Source organism: Variovorax sp. Soil_C_26, from assembly GCF_057657075.1.
Genome location: NZ_JBDGJC010000001.1, coordinates 92,756 through 107,559, shown reverse-complemented (window position 1 = coordinate 107,559; position 14,804 = coordinate 92,756). Strand labels below are relative to the sequence as shown.

Below are 14,804 nucleotides of genomic sequence, written 5' to 3'. Positions count from 1 at the left end.
CGGTTGTACGGGTCGATCAGTCGGATCAGTCGGCGACGCAGCGCAGCAGCTCCTGCTCGAGCCGCAGCAGGATGGCGTTTCGGTCCAGCTCGGTTTCCGCGAACGCGCGCGCGGCGGCGCCCATGGCCTCGCGTTGCGGGCGCGACACCGCGAGCCGTGCAATGGCGTCGGCCAGCGCGTCGGCGTCGCCGGGCGGCACCACGAGGCCGCGGCCCGCGACCACGCGGCTCAGTTCGGTGCCTTCATGCGCGGTGACGATCACGGGCTTGCCGCTCGCGAGCATGCCCGCGAGCTTCGAGGGCATCACGAGGTCGGCGGCATCGGCGCGCTGCGGCAGCACGTGGATGTCGGCCATGCCGAGCAGTTCGTTGAGCCGATCGGCGGGCTGGAGATCGAGAAAATGAACGCGCGCCAGGTCGGCGCAGGCGGCCTTGAGCGGCTCACGGCTCGGCCCGTTGCCGCACAGCACGAAGTGGATGTGTGCCGCCGCCACCAGCCGGTGCGCCGCGTCGGCCAGCAGCTCGATGCCCTGCTTGTTGCCGAGGCTGCCCGCATAGAGCACGACGACGTCGTCGGCTGCGATGCCGAGCGCGGCGCGGTAGCCGTTCGGCGCCGGGACGCCATCGGCCGCCGAAGCGGCGGGCTGCGGAAAGATCGTGCGCACGTCCACCCAGTTGGGCAACAGCACGAGGCGGGTCTCGTCGATGCCCTTGCCGCGCGCCTTGTCGAGCATGGCGGCCGAGATGGTCGACACGCGATGGAAGCGCCCGAGCAGCCAGCGCTCGGCCGACAGCGCCAGGCGCCGCACGCGCGCGCCGCGCACCAGGCCCAGGTCGAAAGCGGCATCGACCTCGTAGTCCTGGATGTGCAGCCACGACTTGATGCCGAGCATGCGCGAGAAGAAAAGCACCGCCGGCGCGCACATGAGCGGCGGCTCCACGACGAAGACGATGTCGGGCTTCCAGCGGATCTGCCCGAACAGCAGCGGCACGCTCGACACCATGAACGACAGCAGATGCGCCAGCCTGGCCAGTGCGCGCGGCCGTGCGGGCACCCAGGTGGGCGCGCGCCACACGGTGATGCCGCCGCACTCGGTCTTGCTGTAGGCCCAGGCCCGATGCCCTTCGAATGGCACCCAGTGCGGAAAGAAGGGCGGCGACGCGATCACGCGCACCTCATGGCCCTTGGCGTGCAGCCACTGGGCCATCTCGCCCGAGTACTTGCCGATGCCGACGAGCTCGGGCGTGAAGTTCATCGAATACAGAAGGATTTTCACGGGGTCGATCTTTCGGGGGAGCCGCGGACCAGCCGCACGAACGGATAGAAGCCGAACTGCCGGCGCATGCGCACTTCATAGAGAACGAAGTCGGTCAGGCAGGCAATGAAGAACACGTAGTGCGGCTTGGTGGGGTAGAGCGGCACCACCACCGCGTACGACGCCAGCCGCAGCAGCACCTCGAGCAAGGCCCAGCGCCCGAGCGCGCCCATCGGCGTCTTCAGCGCGAGCTGCATCTCGTGGTGGATGGTGTAGGTGCGCAGCAGGAAGTAGGGCGCAATGCAGAGGAAGATCTCGAGCGCCTCGCCACCCATCTTCAGGAGCGGCGCGGCCAGCGTGATGACCACGGCGAGCCCGGCAAAGAGCACCGCACCGAGCAGCAGCGACTGCTTCGCGAGCTGCAGCGTCGAAGCCTCGTGGCTGCCACCCTCGACGCCCAGCATGGCGCGCGTGCGGGTGTACAGAAAGGCCTGTACGAACTGCGAGGGCGCCTCGGCCAGCAGGAACGCGATTTTGAACGCGCCCACATAGCCGAGCGGCATGAAGAACGCGACCACCAGCAGGTCGGACTTGCGCAGCAGGAACATCAGCAGCGAATAGCCGGTGGCGCGCGCCTGCGCAGGCAGCGCAAGCGCCGCGGGCCCGGCGGGCGGCCCCTCGGCCCAACCGGTGCGCAGGCTGGCCGCGCCCACGAGCAGCAGCGCCACCAGGTTGACGAGCAGTAGGTGCGATGCGCTGATGCCCACGCCCAGTGCCGCGAGCGCGGCGACGCCGATCAGCAGCACGGTCGCGCGGATGCCGGCTTCGAGGTTCAGCAACCCCGCATAGCCCATGCCCCGGCTGAACGACAGCCGCAGGCTGATGACCGAGAACAGCGCGAGCGTGACGGCCAGCAATGCGAAGGGCGCGCCCATCACCGGCAGGTGCTGCAGCGCGAGGATGCCCGCGACCAGCAGGATGCCCGCCGGCAGCCCGATCGCGAGCGTGCGCCCGATGTCGCCGCTCTGCACACCGGGCGGCACGTGTGCGGCTTCGCGCGAGAACAGCAGCGAGCTGCCGAGCGTGGCCATGACCATCGCCACCTCGAGCACCGACTGGTAGATCGAGTAGGCGCCGAACTCCGCCGGCGGCACATAGGCCGCCATGGCGAACAGCGCGACGAAGCCCGCGAGGTACACGTACAGCCGCGAAGCCAGCGCGCCCAGCCCGCGAAGCCCGGCACCGGGCGCGGCACCGAAGCCGGCCAGTCCGATCGCGCGGTGCAGGAGCGGGCTCGTCATTTCGACACGCGGGCGTCGGCCAGGAGGCCGGCGTCCACAGCGCGCCGCGAGCGCAGACCGAAGACGAAGGCGAAGTTCTTGGCGCGGCGCGCGAAATGCAGCGCATAGGTCAGCAGCGCCACCATGCCGGTGCGGCCTTCGAGCGCATGCGCCATCGCCATCTTGGCGCTGCCCTGAAAGTGCAGCGCCAGCACGTCGATCATTTCGCCAGTGGGCTTGACCACGCGCGGCAGCCCGTCGATGTGCACGATGCGCTTGGCCCCGCCGCGCACCTCGAATTCGTTCGGATGCAGGTTGTGGCCGCCATTGATGTTGTGATCGATCACGCGCCCACCGAACACGCGATTGATGGGCTCGAAGTTTCCGCTTGCCTGCGCCCACAGATGCAGCAGCGTCATGTCCGAGACGCCGCCGCGCACACCGCGCGCGCCGAAGCGCGCCGCGATCGCGCGCAGCTTGCGGCGCCCCGAGGGCGTGGCGTAGGTGTTGAGCACGAAGGCCAGAAAGCGGCGCAGGCCGATGGCCGTCCAGTAGCTCACATGCGGCGAGACCTGGCAGGGGTCCCAGCCGGCCGGTGGGCGCATGTACGAGCCCGAGAAATCGGCCTTGCCAGCCACGCGGCGGATGTGCGCACCGATGCCGCGGAACAGCAGCACGTCGCTGTCGATCAGCACGAACTCGCGGCAGTCGGGGTTGGCGTCGAGAAAATTGGCCAGCAGGAAATAGCGCCGAAAGCAGATCTTCTCGAACTCTGGCGGGTTGCTCGACAAGTGGACGTAGCTGCTGCACAGGCGCTCGTAGGCGGGCCCGGCGTCGGTGCCCGAAAGCACCACAAGCGGCTCTTGCGCCCGCGCGGCGGATTCGCGGCACAGTTGCAGCGTCTTGTTCTGGCGGTCTTCCACCACGACGAAGACCAGGGGCGTGTTGTTCATGTTCATGGAATGGGTCGATCGGAGTTGGCTGGTTTCAGGGCCGGGTGGGTGCGGTCGCGCTGCGCACCAGGGCGACGTGCGCGGGCAACAGGCGCAGTCCGTTGTCGAGCGGCAGGTCGAGCGTGAAGAGGCCACCGCGCGCCCGAGCGTCGGCGATCCAGCCGCGCAGCTGGTCGGCCGAGAAGCGCGGCGCGGTGGTCTGGCCCCACGAGGCGCCCAGCGGCGTGAGCAGGTGGAAGACCAGGTTCGAGGGCCGTTCGGCCAGGGTTGCCGACAGCGACGTCGGCGGGGGCGGCTGCATGAACTCGCCCGCCATCAGGTTCTGGCACGGTGCGGCGCGTGCGCTGAAGCGCGCCGGGCCCTCGCCCGCATTGAAAGCCAGCCAACGGTTCGCGCCGCCGCCGCTCTTTGCCGCGGCGCAGAGCGCGTTCCAGCTTTCGGGCGACATGCCCTGCGTGTTGTAGGTGCCGTCGAACCACCAGCCGCGGGCAAGCGGCCCGTAGTGTTCCGACCAGTAGCGGATCACCGCACTCCAGGCGGCCGTGAAGCGCGCGGGCGGCGGCTGCTGCTCCGACACGTCGCCCAGGCACGCCATCAGGTACGGGTCGGCTTGCGGCGCGCGGAACGGCAAGTAAAGCACCAGCCCGATGCCGCGGCGTTCGAGCGCGCGGCCGATCTCGAGCGGCAGGTCGCGCGGCGGGCGGTGCCGCGCGCTCTCGGGGCAGAGCGCCTCGAGTGCGGCATTGGGGGCGATGAACTGGCCGTTGTTCTGGCCGAGCGTGAGCACCAGGTACGAGGCGCGCATGCCCGCAAGCGCGGCGGCCAGCGCCTCGACGTCGAAGCGCGCGACGTCGGCCACGGTCTGCTTGTCGGGCAGGTAGTGAATCATCACGCCGAAGCCGGGCACGGGTGCCTCCTGCGGCTGGGCGATGGCGAGTGCCGGCGCGGCGCCGAGCAGCGCCGTCGCCGCGAGCCGCCGGACCGCGCGCAGGGCTTGTTTCTTCTTCATCATCTTCATGGCAGCGCTCCCGCGAGCACAGCCGGCTCGCGTTGCTTGAGCGTGAGGTAGCGCCCCGCCACCGCGCCCGGCGTGCAGGCCTCGGCCAGCGACCAGGGCCGCTTCGTCGCCCGGTGTGTGGCCAGGTAGTGGCCGAGCGCATTGAGGTCGCAGGCTTCGTCGTCGACGAGGAACGCGTAGCCGCCGAACAGCTCGCGGTGCACCGGTATGTTCGACAGAACCAACGGCACGCCAAGCGTCGCGGCCTCGGCAGCTGACAGGTTGAAGCCCTCGAAGGTCGACAGCGAGATGAACGCCGCCGCCCCGCCATACAGGCGGATCAGTTCGTCGCGCGAGACCAGGCCGCGGTGCCGGATGCAGGCGCGGAGGGCCGGATCGAGGCCCGCCACCATGCGCTTCACCTCGGCCGCGCCGTTGCCGGTGATGTCGAGGAAATCGACCATGCCTTCGCGCTTCATGCGCGTGAACAACGCCAGCGTGCCGCTGAAGTTCTTGTGCGGGTAGTAGTGATAGGCGGCGATCAGGTAACGCTCGCCGGGCGCGGCCCCGGCCGCGGCATCCGGTGCGGGTGCCTGCACCGCGTCCACGGGATTGAAGATCACCGTGGCATGCCGGCAGCGCGGAAAGTGGCGCTCGAAATCCTCCTGGCTGCTCTGGCTGATGAAGACCACGTGGGCCTGGCTGCGCGCCGCGCGGCGCAGGCTCCAGTCGAGCCACAGCCGCTTGGCGGCGCTGAAATACTGCGGGTACGACTTGTACTGCAGGTCGTGCACGATCACGATCGAATCGCGGTGCCGCCCGAACGGCGAAAACGGAAGGAAGTAGTTCGGGAACAGCGAGAGCATCCGCTCGCCCGTGGCCAGCATGCGCAGGCGGTGGTAGTTGTAGATCAGCGTCTCGAGCAGGAAGCGGCTGAACCCGACGCGCCGCGCCGCGGCAAAGAGCCGCGGATGCCGCTCGCTGACGGGCACGATGCGGTCGCCTTCGGAAAGCTGCATGCCGCGCAGCAGCAGGTCCGACACGTTCAGCACGCCGCCCGCGCCACGGTTCAGGCGGATGGTGTCGTAGAAGAGGTAGCTCGCCATGGCGGTATCAGGCCGTGCCGGCCGGCGCCAGCGTTGCGATGCGGCGATGCCGCCCGGCAGCGGCGCGCGCGCTCAGCACGCCCGCGAGCACCGCGGCGATCACGCCCGAGGCAGCGAACGGACCCCAGCCGAGGATCGGCCCACGCAAGAACGGCACGTACGCCGCGATCAGCACCAGCGCCACCAGGTAGCTGCCCGTCACCGCGACCGGCCGGTCGACGAGCCTGTCGGCCACGCGAGCAGCGGCCGAGATAGCAAGCCCGAGCAGCACCGGCCCCAGCAAACCGAAGTCGAAGTACGCCGTCGTGAAGGGCGGCAGCGAGAGATTGGCCTGCGAGAAGTTGTTCAGGATCGACGGCCAGCCCAGCGGATCGAAGTCGGGGAACATCTTCAGGTCGCGCGGCAGGAAGAACGAGAACGCCGACAGCAGGTAGCGTCCCATGCCGAGGTCGGGCGAGGGCGCGCGCTCGATGATGCCGGCCACGATGAACATCGCGTCGAAGTCGGGGCTGAACGGAAAGGCCGTGAGCGCCTCGTCCCAATAGCTGCCGCGCGAGATGAAATTCAGCACCGGGCCCAGGCCCGCGATGGTGCCGAAGACGAGCACCGGCAGCACCCAGCGCCGCCGCTGGCTGAAGACATGGATGGCGAGCGGCAGCAGCCCGATGAGCAAAATCTGCCGCGGCGTGTTGACGGGGTTGGCCGCCAGCGCCGCCAGCGCGAAGGCCACGCCTGCGGTGCTCCAGGCCCAGACCGTGCGGCGTTGCAGGGCATGCATCGCGAGTGCCACGAAGCACATCGCCACCATGAGCTTCGGCACCGTCGAAAAGACGATGTAGTCGACCGGCTGGTTGATCTCTACGGGGATGATGCCGCGCGCGACGAAGTTGAGGTCGGGCCGGACGAACAGCGCCGCGAACGCCGCGAGCGCGCCGCCCAGCAGCAGCACGATGGGCGTTGCCGAGCGCAGCGGCTGCAGCCCCGCCGCGGGCACCGGTCGCGCCGGTCGTGCGGGCGGGGCCGGCATGCCGAGGCGCGCCGCCTCGATGCCTGCCATGTAGAGCAACAGCAGCAGCAGCGCCTGGCGGTGCGCTTCGGTGCCGAGGAGCCCGGTGTCCCAGAATGCCACGTCGGCGGCGATCTGCAGCGCCGGCGCGAGCGAGAAGTAGGTGAGCACCGTGGTGTAGTGGATCAGCAGGAACATGCTCGCGCCGGGCGCGGCAAGCATCGCGATCTGCACCAGCGCCAGTGCGCAGATGGCCGCATAGCCCCAGGCCGGGTCTGCCCAGCCGCAGACGAAGGCCGCGGCAATGCCGAACCAGAAGCAGAGTGTTCTCATATGAGCCTCTTCGAAACGTGTCGGTGGTGTCCGCGGATCAGGCGTGCGCCACTTCCTCGATGGGGCGCAGCGCGCGCTGGTAGTCGATGTAGGTGCGGCGCAGGCCCTCGGCCAGCGGCACCGTGGCGCGCCAGCCGAGCGAGGCGGCGCACGCCACGTCGAGCAGCTTGCGCGGGGCGCCGTCGGGCTGCGACGTGTCGAAGCGGATGCGGCCGCGGTAGCCCACCACCTCGCCGATCAGCGCCGCGAGATCGGCGATGGTCAGGTCCTCGCCGGTGCCGAGGTTGATGTGCGCGCACGTCGGGGTCGTGTGCTGCGCATAGGTCTCGCGCGAAAGCCCCATCACCGTGATGCAACCCTCGGCCATGTCGTCGACGAAGAGGAACTCGCGTCGTGCCCGGCCCGTGCCCCAGATCAGCACCTCGGGCGCGTTGGTGGTCTTGGCCAGGTGGAAGCGACGGATCAGCGCGGGCACCACATGGCTGTTCTCGATGTGGTAGTTGTCGCCCGGGCCGTAGAGATTGGTGGGCATCACGCTGCGGTAGTCGATGCCGTGCGAGGCGCCGTACTGCCGGTTGTAGCTTTCACACAGCTTGATGCCCGCGATCTTGGCGATCGCATAGGGCTCGTTCGTCGGCTCGAGCTTTCCGCCTAGCAGCGCGTTCTCGTGGATGGGCTGGTCGGCAAGCCTCGGGTAGATGCAGCTCGAGCCGAGGAACAGGAGACGCCTGACGTTCGCAAGGAACGCCTGGTGCGTGACATTGGCGGCGATCAGCAGGTTCTGGTAGATGAACTCCGCCGGGTAGGTCATGTTGGCGTGGATGCCGCCGACCTTCGCCGCCGCGAGGTAGACCTGGTCGATGCGTTCCGTGGCGAAAAACCGCCGCACGGCGTCCTGGTCGAGGAGATCGAGCTCCTCGTGGCTGCGCGTGACGAGCTCATGCCCGAGATCCAGCAGGCGCTTCACGAGCGCCTGTCCCACCATGCCGCGATGACCAGCAACGTAGATACGCATATGCACTTTCGGTTGAGGTTGGTTGAAAGAGGAGACGAATAAAACAAGAAAGGGCGGGATGGCGCGTCAGCGCGACCCCTGCGCGCCGGCCACCACCGCGAAGGTCTTCAGCAGGATCGCGATGTCCTGGCGCACCGACAGCGTCGCGACGTAGTCGGCGTCCATGGCCGCGCGGCGCCGGTAGCTGACCTCGTTGCGCCCGCTGACCTGCCAGAGCCCCGTGATGCCGGGCCGCACCGCGCAGTAGCTGCTCCAGTAGCTGCCGTAGAGCACCTTCTGCGCGAACATGCAGGGCCTGGGGCCGACCATGCTCATGTCGCCCTTGAGCACGTTCCAGAACTGCGGCAGCTCGTCGAGGCTGTACTTGCGCAGGAAGGCGCCGAAGCGCGTGATGCGCGGATCGGGATCGAGCTTCTGGTACTTGTCCCATTGCCGGCGCGCCTCTTGGTTCTCGCGCAGGTGCCGCGCCAGCACCGCGTCGGCATCCGGCGCCATCGAGCGGAACTTGTAGAAGCTGAAGATCCGGCCGTCGCGGCCGTAGCGCGGCTGCTTGTAGATCCCGGGCCGGCCCGAGGTCAGCAGCACGCCGAGCCAGATCAGCGCATAGGCCCACCCGAGCACGAGGAAGAAGGTGCTGGCCAGCACGATGTCCATGCCGCGCTTGGTGGCCAGGAGCAGCCGCGAGCTGCCCGCGGGACGCGCCCGCGCGGTCGAGCGCAGGGTGTTCACGCGGCACCTCCCGAGGTGGCGGGAGGCGGCAGCTCGGGGGCGACGCCCGGATAGGTGTGTGTGCGCTGCCGGTAGGCGCCGTAGCGGTAGGCCAGGCTGCCGTAGTAGCGCCGGCGCGTGTCGAGCGCGTTCAGCACCACGCCCTGGAAGTGTGCGCCGGCGTGGCGCAGCTGCTTGGCAGTTTCGGTCAGGTCGCCGATCTCGTTGTCGCCGGCGCGCGCCACCAGCAGGAGCGTGCCCATGCAGGTGGCCATCTCGGCCGACTCCGACGCGAGCAGCGCAGGCGGCGTGTCGACGATCACCACGTCGTAGTTCGCCGACGCCTTCTCGAGCACGCGCGAGAAGGCATCGCTCGTGAGCAGGCCCGTCGGGTCGGCGGGCAGCGCGCCGGTGGTCATCACGTCCAGGTGCGGCAGGACGCCCTTGTGGACCGCATGGTCGAGATCGAGGCTGCCCTGGATCAGCTCCGACAGGCCGCCCTTGCGCTTGAGCCCGAAGCGTGGTGCGAGGCTGCTGCGCCGCAGGTCGGCGTCGATCAGCAGCACGCGTCGGCCGGTCGACGCTAGCAGCGCCGCGAGGTTGGCCGACACGAAGGTCTTGCCCGCGCCCGGCGTGGGGCTCGAGATCATGATGCGGTTGTTGGGTGCGCGCGGCACCGCGAACTTGAGCGCGGTCCGCAGCCGCCGCAGCCCCTCGAGCGCGGGGTCGTCGGGGTGCTGCAGCGCGAGCAGGTGAACGCCGGCCTTGCCGTGGCGAATGTCGCTGTCGATCTGGCGCTGCCGCGTGCTCAGCGGCACGGTGCTGTAGACGTCGAGGCCGGTGTGCGCCTCGATCTCGGCCGGGCTCGCGATGGTCGTGCGCCACGATCTGCGCAGGAAGGTGGCCGCGGCGCCGGCGAAAAGGCCCGCGAGCAGCGCGAGCGCCATGGTGATCGCGGCCTTGGGCCGGATCTGCTTCTCGGGCAGCAGTGCCTGGTCGAGCACGCGCACGTTGCCGATGCGGCCTTCCTTGGCGAGCCGCATCTGCAGTGCGCTGTTCAGGAGCGACACGTAGAGGTCGGTGTTGACCTTGATGTCGCGCTGCATGCGCAGCGAATCCTGCTGCAACTGCGGCATGCGGCGGATGCGCTGCTCCACCCCGCCGAGCGCACGACGCAGCGTGTTGATCTGCGCGTCGAGGGTCACCACGGTCGGATCTCGGAAGGTGAAGCGCTCGGTCAGCTCATGCCGCTTCTGCGTGGCTTCGAGCAGTCGGGTCTGCAGGTCGGCGTTCTGCGCCAGCGCATTGCGCGCCTCGTCGTCGAGGCTGACCGTGCCGTTCTGGTTGCGGTAGCGGTTGTACGCCTCTTCGGATTCCTCGAGCTGCTGCTTCAGCTTGGGCAGCTCGGTGCCGAGGAAGTTGAGTGCGCGCTGCGCCTGGGCGGTCTTCTGGTCGATGTTGACGCGTACGTAGAGCCGCGCCACCTCGTTGAGGAGGTTGGTGAGCTGTGCCGGGTTGCCGCTCTGCCAGCTCACGTCCATGATCGAGGACTGCTTGCCCCGCTCGACCACGCGCAGGTCCTTCTGCAACTCGAGCAGCGTGAGCTGCGCCGACTCGCGCACCAGCTTGAACTCGGCCCCGGGCTGTGCCGAGATGGAGCCCACGAGAAGGCGCACCCGTCCGAGCGGGGTCTCGGCGTCGAGCGGTGTGCCGACCTTGCCGGCGAGCGGCTCGGCCAGCTTGGGGTGGCGCAGCGTGTAGGCGCCGTCGGCGTCCGCGGTCAGCGCAAAGCGGCTGCCTTCGAGATCGGCCGGCACGTCCATCTGCGCGACCACGATGCGCTCGTTGCCGCTGACATAGCCCGACATGCCCAGGAAGCCCGGCTCCGACAGCGACCTGGCGCGCCGCGCGAGCCACTGGCCGACCACCGGCACGTAGAGCGGCTCGGCCTCGATGTAGAGCTTGGTGTTTTCGATCGCCTGGCCCAGCACCAGCCGCGACTTGAGGATCTCGGCTTCGCCCGCGGTCGGCGTCTTGGCATTGAGCGCGCTGCTCGCAGAATCGCCGACCAGCGTGCCGCCGGAACGCTCGGGGTCCTCGACCTGGATCAGCACGTTCGATTCGTAAACGCGCGGACCGAACATGGTGTAGGCCGCGCCGAGCAGCAGCGCGACCAGCGTGATCTTCGCGATCTTCCAGCGGTTGTCGATCAGGAGGTCGACATGCTCCCGGAGCCGCGAGGGTGGCTGCTCGGCAGCGGCTGCCGCGGCCGCCGTCATCGCCGCATCGGGGGGAACGGGAACCAGGGGTTGCCAGTGCGCATTCATGGAGGTCACCTTTTTGTGTTGCCTTGACGGGGGAAGGGGCGGAGGGTGGCGCTTCAGCGCCGGCTGGCGGTGCCGCCGAGGTTCACGACCTGCGCAGCAGGAAGGATCAGGCTGATCACCCGGTTCCAGCGCACCAGCGGCACGGGGTCGATGTAGACCACGTCGCGCGCGCGCAGCTCGAAACGGTCGGCCAGCGCCAGCGCGATCGGGTTCTTGGCGTCGAGGTGATAGACCTCTGGCACGTCGGAGTTCGAGTTGCGCACCACGTAGATCTGGCCCGGCGAGGCGGTCAGCGCCTCGGGGCCGCCGGCATCGCCGAGCGCCTCGTTGAGGCTCAGGCGCCCGTTGCGCATCAAGAGCGCCGAGGGGTTGCGGATCTCGCCCATGACGTAGACGCGGCTGTCCTCGCGTGTGCCGACGTTCACGATGTCGCCGTTCTGCAGCGGGATGCGGCTCGCGTCGTAGCCGTAGCGTTGCAGCATCGGCAGGTCGATCACCATGGTGCGGTCGCCGCGCTTGAGCGTGACGCGCGAGCGGTCGCCGGTCGGCGTGGTGCTGCCGGCGCGGTTGATCGCCTCGGCCAGCGTCATCGGAATGTCGGTGAAGATCTGCAGGCCCGGCTGGCGGACCTCGCCCTCGACGTAGACGCGCCGGCCGCGGAACGACTGGATGCGCACGCTGACCAGCGGATCCTTCACGTACGGCGCGATGCGCTTCGTGATGAACTCGGCCGCGGTGCGCTCGGTCATGCCCGCGATCCTGGTGCGGCCGATGTAGGGAAAGCTGATCTCCCCCTCGCCGTCGACGATGAAGCCCGGCGCCACGCTCACGCCGGTCGGGTCCGACTGCTGCGAGATCACCGCACCAGCGTTGGGCATCAGCTCGGGGTGGCGGTACACCACGATGCCGATCACGTCGCCTGGGGCGATGGTGTAGCCCGGCGCCTTGCCGAACAGCTGCTGTACGTCGGCCGGCACGGCCTGCGGGTTCAGCGCGGCCTGGGCGCGCACCACGTCGGGCGTGATGGTGACGATCTTCGGCGCCACCAGCTGGCCGCTGCCGTCGCTGCGCGTCGTGGTCCAGCTGCCGCTGTCGGGCGAGCCGAAGCCCGGCGCGCCGCAGCCCGCCAGGGCCAGCGGCAGCAGGAGCACGGCGAGCGGTGCGAGCCGGCGCCGGATGCGCGCCGGCGCGGTTTCCCCGAAGGGGGCGGAGGCGGCGCATGCGCCGTGCGGGGAACGGGCGAGTTCGAGGTGTGCCATGGGGATGTCCTTGCTCCTGGTGTGGGGGTCACTGCGGGACGTAGGCGCCGTGCAGCGCAGGCCCGGCGGCCGGTGAGACAGCTTGCGGCGGCGGCCGGCGCTCGGCCCCGGCGGTACCCGCGCAGGCGCAGGCGCAGACCCAGTCGCCGACCGACTTCAGGAACAGCTGCTGTCCCCTGGCCGTGGCGAAGGTGTGGTCGACCTCGCGCATGAATTCGTACTGCAGCGACTGGGCGAACGGCTCGCGCGCAAACGCGCCGAGCTGGTCACGGTCGTGGTCGCTGACGTGCAGCGAGCCCGAATAGAGCAGCTGCACCGCCACGTGCCGCTCGACCAGGCGGCGCATGTTGGCGCCGAACCAGGCGGCGCTCTCCGCCATCGGCTGCTTCTCGGTGAAGAAGCCCGGCAGCGGCGTGGCAGCATGGCTGCGCAGCACGCGGCGCAGCAGCCAGCGCTTGGCCTTGCCGGGGAATGAGGGATGCACCGGCGCGGCGAGCGCGCGGCGCAGCGTGCGCTCCCAGCGGGCACGGCGTTCGGGAAACGCGAAGCCGTCGAACAGCGTGAGCGCCACCACGCGCGAATCTGTCACGCCCGCGGCCACCGCATGCTCGACGCCCGAGCACATGGCCACGATCGCGAACTGCCGGATGCCGAGCCGGCTTTCGACCAGGTCCATGGCGGCGCGCAGGTCGCCGAGCGCGCGGCCCTGCACGTCGTGCGAGGTGCCCGAGGCGTCGCTGTCGCCGATGCCGCCGAGATCGAAGCGCAGGCTGCTCACGCCGCGCGCCGCCAGCAGGTGGGCGAGCTTGACGTTGATGCGGCGCGGGCCGACCCGGTGGTTGGCGCCCATGTTGAACATCAGGCAGGCCACGTTGGCGGATCCCTGTTGCCGCGGCGTGGTCAGCATCCCCACGAGCGCGTCGTCGGTGCCGAAGCGGATCGGTGTCTGCGACATGGTGTCATTCATGAAGGGCTCCCTGAAGACGGTTGAGCGCATCGGCCGGAACCATCGCGCTGTTGGGGTACGGGTCGGACGTCCAGTCGAGGCGGTGCTGCAGGTAGGCGAGCCGAACCGGCATGTGGCGCGACTGCTGCTCGGCCGCCCAGCGCGCGGTGGGTTCGTCGTCGGGACCGGTGAGCACCAGCGTCTCGTGCAGCGCCGTGAGCGGCAGCGAGGCCGGCGCCAGCGTCTCGAGCTGCGCGCGCAGGGCGGGCGAGAACACGGTGCCGAGCGCCTCCTCGGGCATGGCGTCGGGCTCGCGCGAGAGGCCGCGGCGCCAGGCCAGGTCGGGAATGCAGAAGGTGGCGTCGATCGCGGCCACGTGCTGCTCGCGCAGGTGGCGCGCATAGCGCTGGCCGTCGATCACCGGCTCCCAGAGCACCAGCCGAGAGGGGTCGCTGCGGCCGCTGCGCGCGGCCAGCACCGCGAGCGTGGCACCGAGCCGCGCCCCGATCCAGACGATGCGCGCATGCGGGTTGCGCTGCCGCAGTTCCTCGTGCGCGGTGCACAGGTCGCGGCGCCAGCCGTCGAGGTCGCCGTCAGCCTCGTCGCCTGGCGAATCGCCTGCACCGTGGAAGTCGAAGCGCAGCGTGGCCGTGCCGGTGCGCGCCAGCCGCTCGGCCAGCACCTTGAAGAAGCGGTGGGTGCGCAGGCCTTCCTGGCCGAAGGGCGGGCACAGCAGTGCCGCGCTGCGCAGCGTGAGGTGCGCTTCACGCGTCTCGCGCACCTCGGCGGCCGGGTGGTACACGCCGAACAACTGGCGCGAGGCCGGGCCGAACATGAACGGCAAGGCGCTCATTGGGTCAGCTCCCCGTGGCGCCGGGCACCGGGCGCGGCCCGGTGCCGCATGAAGGCGTCCACCGCAGAAGCGGCCGGCTGGCTTGCACGCACGCGGGTCTGCCGCCATTCCGCGATCGAGCCGACGCTGTCGATGCGCAGCGGCGCAGGCTGCAGCACCAGCCACAGGATGCGGCCGGCCACCGGCACCTCGACGCTGCGGCAGTCGGCTTCGATGCCGACCTCGAAGCGATCGGGCGGCACGATCAGCCCGAGGCCGATGGCCTTGAGGCAGGCCTCCTTGCGCGTCCAGCAGACCAGGAACGCATGCTCGCGCTCGGCCTGGGGCAGCGCCGCGAGGGCGGCATGCTCGGACGGCGTGAAGTGGCGCTCGGCCATTTCGAGCGCGTCGGGCACCGGGCGCAGCACCTCGACATCGGCGCCCAGCGGTCCGCGCCGGCCGATGGTTATCAGGCCCAAAGCATGGCTGTGGCTCAGCGAGAAATGCACGCGCGGCCCGTCCGCGAGCGACGGCTTGCCGAAGGCGCTGCGCGTGAAGCACAGCGCCTCGGGGCGCTGGCCGGTCTGCTCGGCCAACGCGCGCCTCAGCGCCGCGTGGGCGGTCACGAAACGCCGGCGATCGGCCGGAAAGCGGAACTGCGCGGCGCGGGCGCGCTCCTCGTCGCACAGCACCAGCTCGGCGTCGCCGCTGGCGCGGTCGTCGAGTTCGAGGTACCGGCAGACCGGCGCCTCGACCGCGGAAAGGGAAAAGTCAGCGTAGCCCATGG

Annotated in this window: 13 protein-coding genes; all 13 read right to left on the bottom strand. The window is 69.9% G+C overall.

Features of this window, described 5'->3' with window-relative positions; all coding sequences use genetic code 11:
- Window positions 1-25: 25 nt before the first annotated feature.
- The 13 genes from AC3A6G_RS00460 to AC3A6G_RS00400 all read right to left on the bottom strand — a co-directional run bounded on the left by AC3A6G_RS00460 (window position 26) and on the right by AC3A6G_RS00400 (window position 14,802).
- The gene (locus AC3A6G_RS00460) at window positions 26-1,276 is read right to left on the bottom strand and encodes a WcaI family glycosyltransferase (RefSeq protein ID WP_487861553.1); all 1,251 of its coding nucleotides are present in this window, start codon (window positions 1,274-1,276) and stop codon (window positions 26-28) included.
- On the bottom strand, window positions 1,273-2,556 hold the full coding sequence (locus tag AC3A6G_RS00455) for a lipopolysaccharide biosynthesis protein (protein WP_487861552.1): 1,284 nt from the start codon (window positions 2,554-2,556) through the stop codon (window positions 1,273-1,275). The genes AC3A6G_RS00460 and AC3A6G_RS00455 overlap by 4 nt, the downstream gene beginning before the upstream one ends.
- Window positions 2,553-3,488, bottom strand: coding sequence for a hypothetical protein (locus AC3A6G_RS00450; protein WP_487861551.1), 936 nt, complete (start codon window positions 3,486-3,488; stop codon window positions 2,553-2,555). Before AC3A6G_RS00450 ends, AC3A6G_RS00455 begins: the two co-directional genes overlap by 4 nt.
- Window positions 3,489-3,522: 34 nt before the next feature.
- Complete coding sequence (locus tag AC3A6G_RS00445; RefSeq protein WP_487861550.1) at window positions 3,523-4,506, bottom strand: hypothetical protein; 984 nt, start codon at window positions 4,504-4,506, stop codon at window positions 3,523-3,525.
- Window positions 4,503-5,591 carry a glycosyltransferase gene (locus AC3A6G_RS00440; protein WP_487861549.1) on the bottom strand — a complete coding sequence of 363 codons (1,089 nt, stop codon included), beginning with the start codon at window positions 5,589-5,591 and terminating at the stop codon, window positions 4,503-4,505. Before AC3A6G_RS00440 ends, AC3A6G_RS00445 begins: the two co-directional genes overlap by 4 nt.
- Window positions 5,592-5,598: 7 nt before the next feature.
- A complete protein-coding gene (locus tag AC3A6G_RS00435; RefSeq protein ID WP_487861548.1) occupies window positions 5,599-6,930 on the bottom strand; it encodes a hypothetical protein in 1,332 nt (443 codons plus the stop codon).
- 37 nt (window positions 6,931-6,967) lie between these two features.
- Complete coding sequence (locus AC3A6G_RS00430) at window positions 6,968-7,945, bottom strand: GDP-L-fucose synthase family protein (protein WP_487861547.1); 978 nt, start codon at window positions 7,943-7,945, stop codon at window positions 6,968-6,970.
- Between the two features lie 66 nt (window positions 7,946-8,011).
- On the bottom strand, window positions 8,012-8,674 hold the full coding sequence (locus AC3A6G_RS00425) for a sugar transferase (protein ID WP_487861546.1): 663 nt from the start codon (window positions 8,672-8,674) through the stop codon (window positions 8,012-8,014).
- On the bottom strand, window positions 8,671-10,980 hold the full coding sequence (locus tag AC3A6G_RS00420; protein ID WP_487861545.1) for a polysaccharide biosynthesis tyrosine autokinase: 2,310 nt from the start codon (window positions 10,978-10,980) through the stop codon (window positions 8,671-8,673). The genes AC3A6G_RS00425 and AC3A6G_RS00420 overlap by 4 nt, the downstream gene beginning before the upstream one ends.
- A 53-nt stretch (window positions 10,981-11,033) precedes the next feature.
- A complete protein-coding gene (locus AC3A6G_RS00415; RefSeq protein WP_487861544.1) occupies window positions 11,034-12,239 on the bottom strand; it encodes a polysaccharide biosynthesis/export family protein in 1,206 nt (401 codons plus the stop codon).
- A 28-nt stretch (window positions 12,240-12,267) separates the two neighbouring features.
- Window positions 12,268-13,206, bottom strand: a complete 939-nt coding sequence (locus AC3A6G_RS00410) for an alpha/beta hydrolase family protein (RefSeq protein ID WP_487861543.1) — start codon at window positions 13,204-13,206, stop codon at window positions 12,268-12,270.
- Entirely contained in the window at window positions 13,199-14,038 is an 840-nt protein-coding gene (locus AC3A6G_RS00405) for a serine aminopeptidase domain-containing protein (RefSeq protein WP_487861542.1), read from the bottom strand. The genes AC3A6G_RS00410 and AC3A6G_RS00405 overlap by 8 nt, the downstream gene beginning before the upstream one ends.
- A complete protein-coding gene (locus AC3A6G_RS00400; protein ID WP_487861541.1) occupies window positions 14,035-14,802 on the bottom strand; it encodes a 4'-phosphopantetheinyl transferase family protein in 768 nt (255 codons plus the stop codon). Before AC3A6G_RS00400 ends, AC3A6G_RS00405 begins: the two co-directional genes overlap by 4 nt.
- Window positions 14,803-14,804: the final 2 nt, after the last annotated feature.

What these genes read in the sequence shown, in the direction of transcription:
- AC3A6G_RS00410 (WP_487861543.1), bottom strand. Translation starts at nt 13,206, where the DNA reads ATGAATGACACCATGTCGCAGACACCGATCCGCTTCGGCACCGACGAC.
- AC3A6G_RS00435 (WP_487861548.1), bottom strand. Translation starts at nt 6,930, where the DNA reads ATGAGAACACTCTGCTTCTGGTTCGGCATTGCCGCGGCCTTCGTCTGC.
- AC3A6G_RS00415 (WP_487861544.1), bottom strand. Translation starts at nt 12,239, where the DNA reads ATGGCACACCTCGAACTCGCCCGTTCCCCGCACGGCGCATGCGCCGCC.
- AC3A6G_RS00420 (WP_487861545.1), bottom strand. Translation starts at nt 10,980, where the DNA reads ATGAATGCGCACTGGCAACCCCTGGTTCCCGTTCCCCCCGATGCGGCG.
- AC3A6G_RS00400 (WP_487861541.1), bottom strand. Translation starts at nt 14,802, where the DNA reads ATGGGCTACGCTGACTTTTCCCTTTCCGCGGTCGAGGCGCCGGTCTGC.
- AC3A6G_RS00450 (WP_487861551.1), bottom strand. Translation starts at nt 3,488, where the DNA reads ATGAACAACACGCCCCTGGTCTTCGTCGTGGTGGAAGACCGCCAGAAC.
- AC3A6G_RS00440 (WP_487861549.1), bottom strand. Translation starts at nt 5,591, where the DNA reads ATGGCGAGCTACCTCTTCTACGACACCATCCGCCTGAACCGTGGCGCG.
- AC3A6G_RS00445 (WP_487861550.1), bottom strand. Translation starts at nt 4,506, where the DNA reads ATGAAGATGATGAAGAAGAAACAAGCCCTGCGCGCGGTCCGGCGGCTC.
- AC3A6G_RS00455 (WP_487861552.1), bottom strand. Translation starts at nt 2,556, where the DNA reads ATGACGAGCCCGCTCCTGCACCGCGCGATCGGACTGGCCGGCTTCGGT.
- AC3A6G_RS00405 (WP_487861542.1), bottom strand. Translation starts at nt 14,038, where the DNA reads ATGAGCGCCTTGCCGTTCATGTTCGGCCCGGCCTCGCGCCAGTTGTTC.
- AC3A6G_RS00430 (WP_487861547.1), bottom strand. Translation starts at nt 7,945, where the DNA reads ATGCGTATCTACGTTGCTGGTCATCGCGGCATGGTGGGACAGGCGCTC.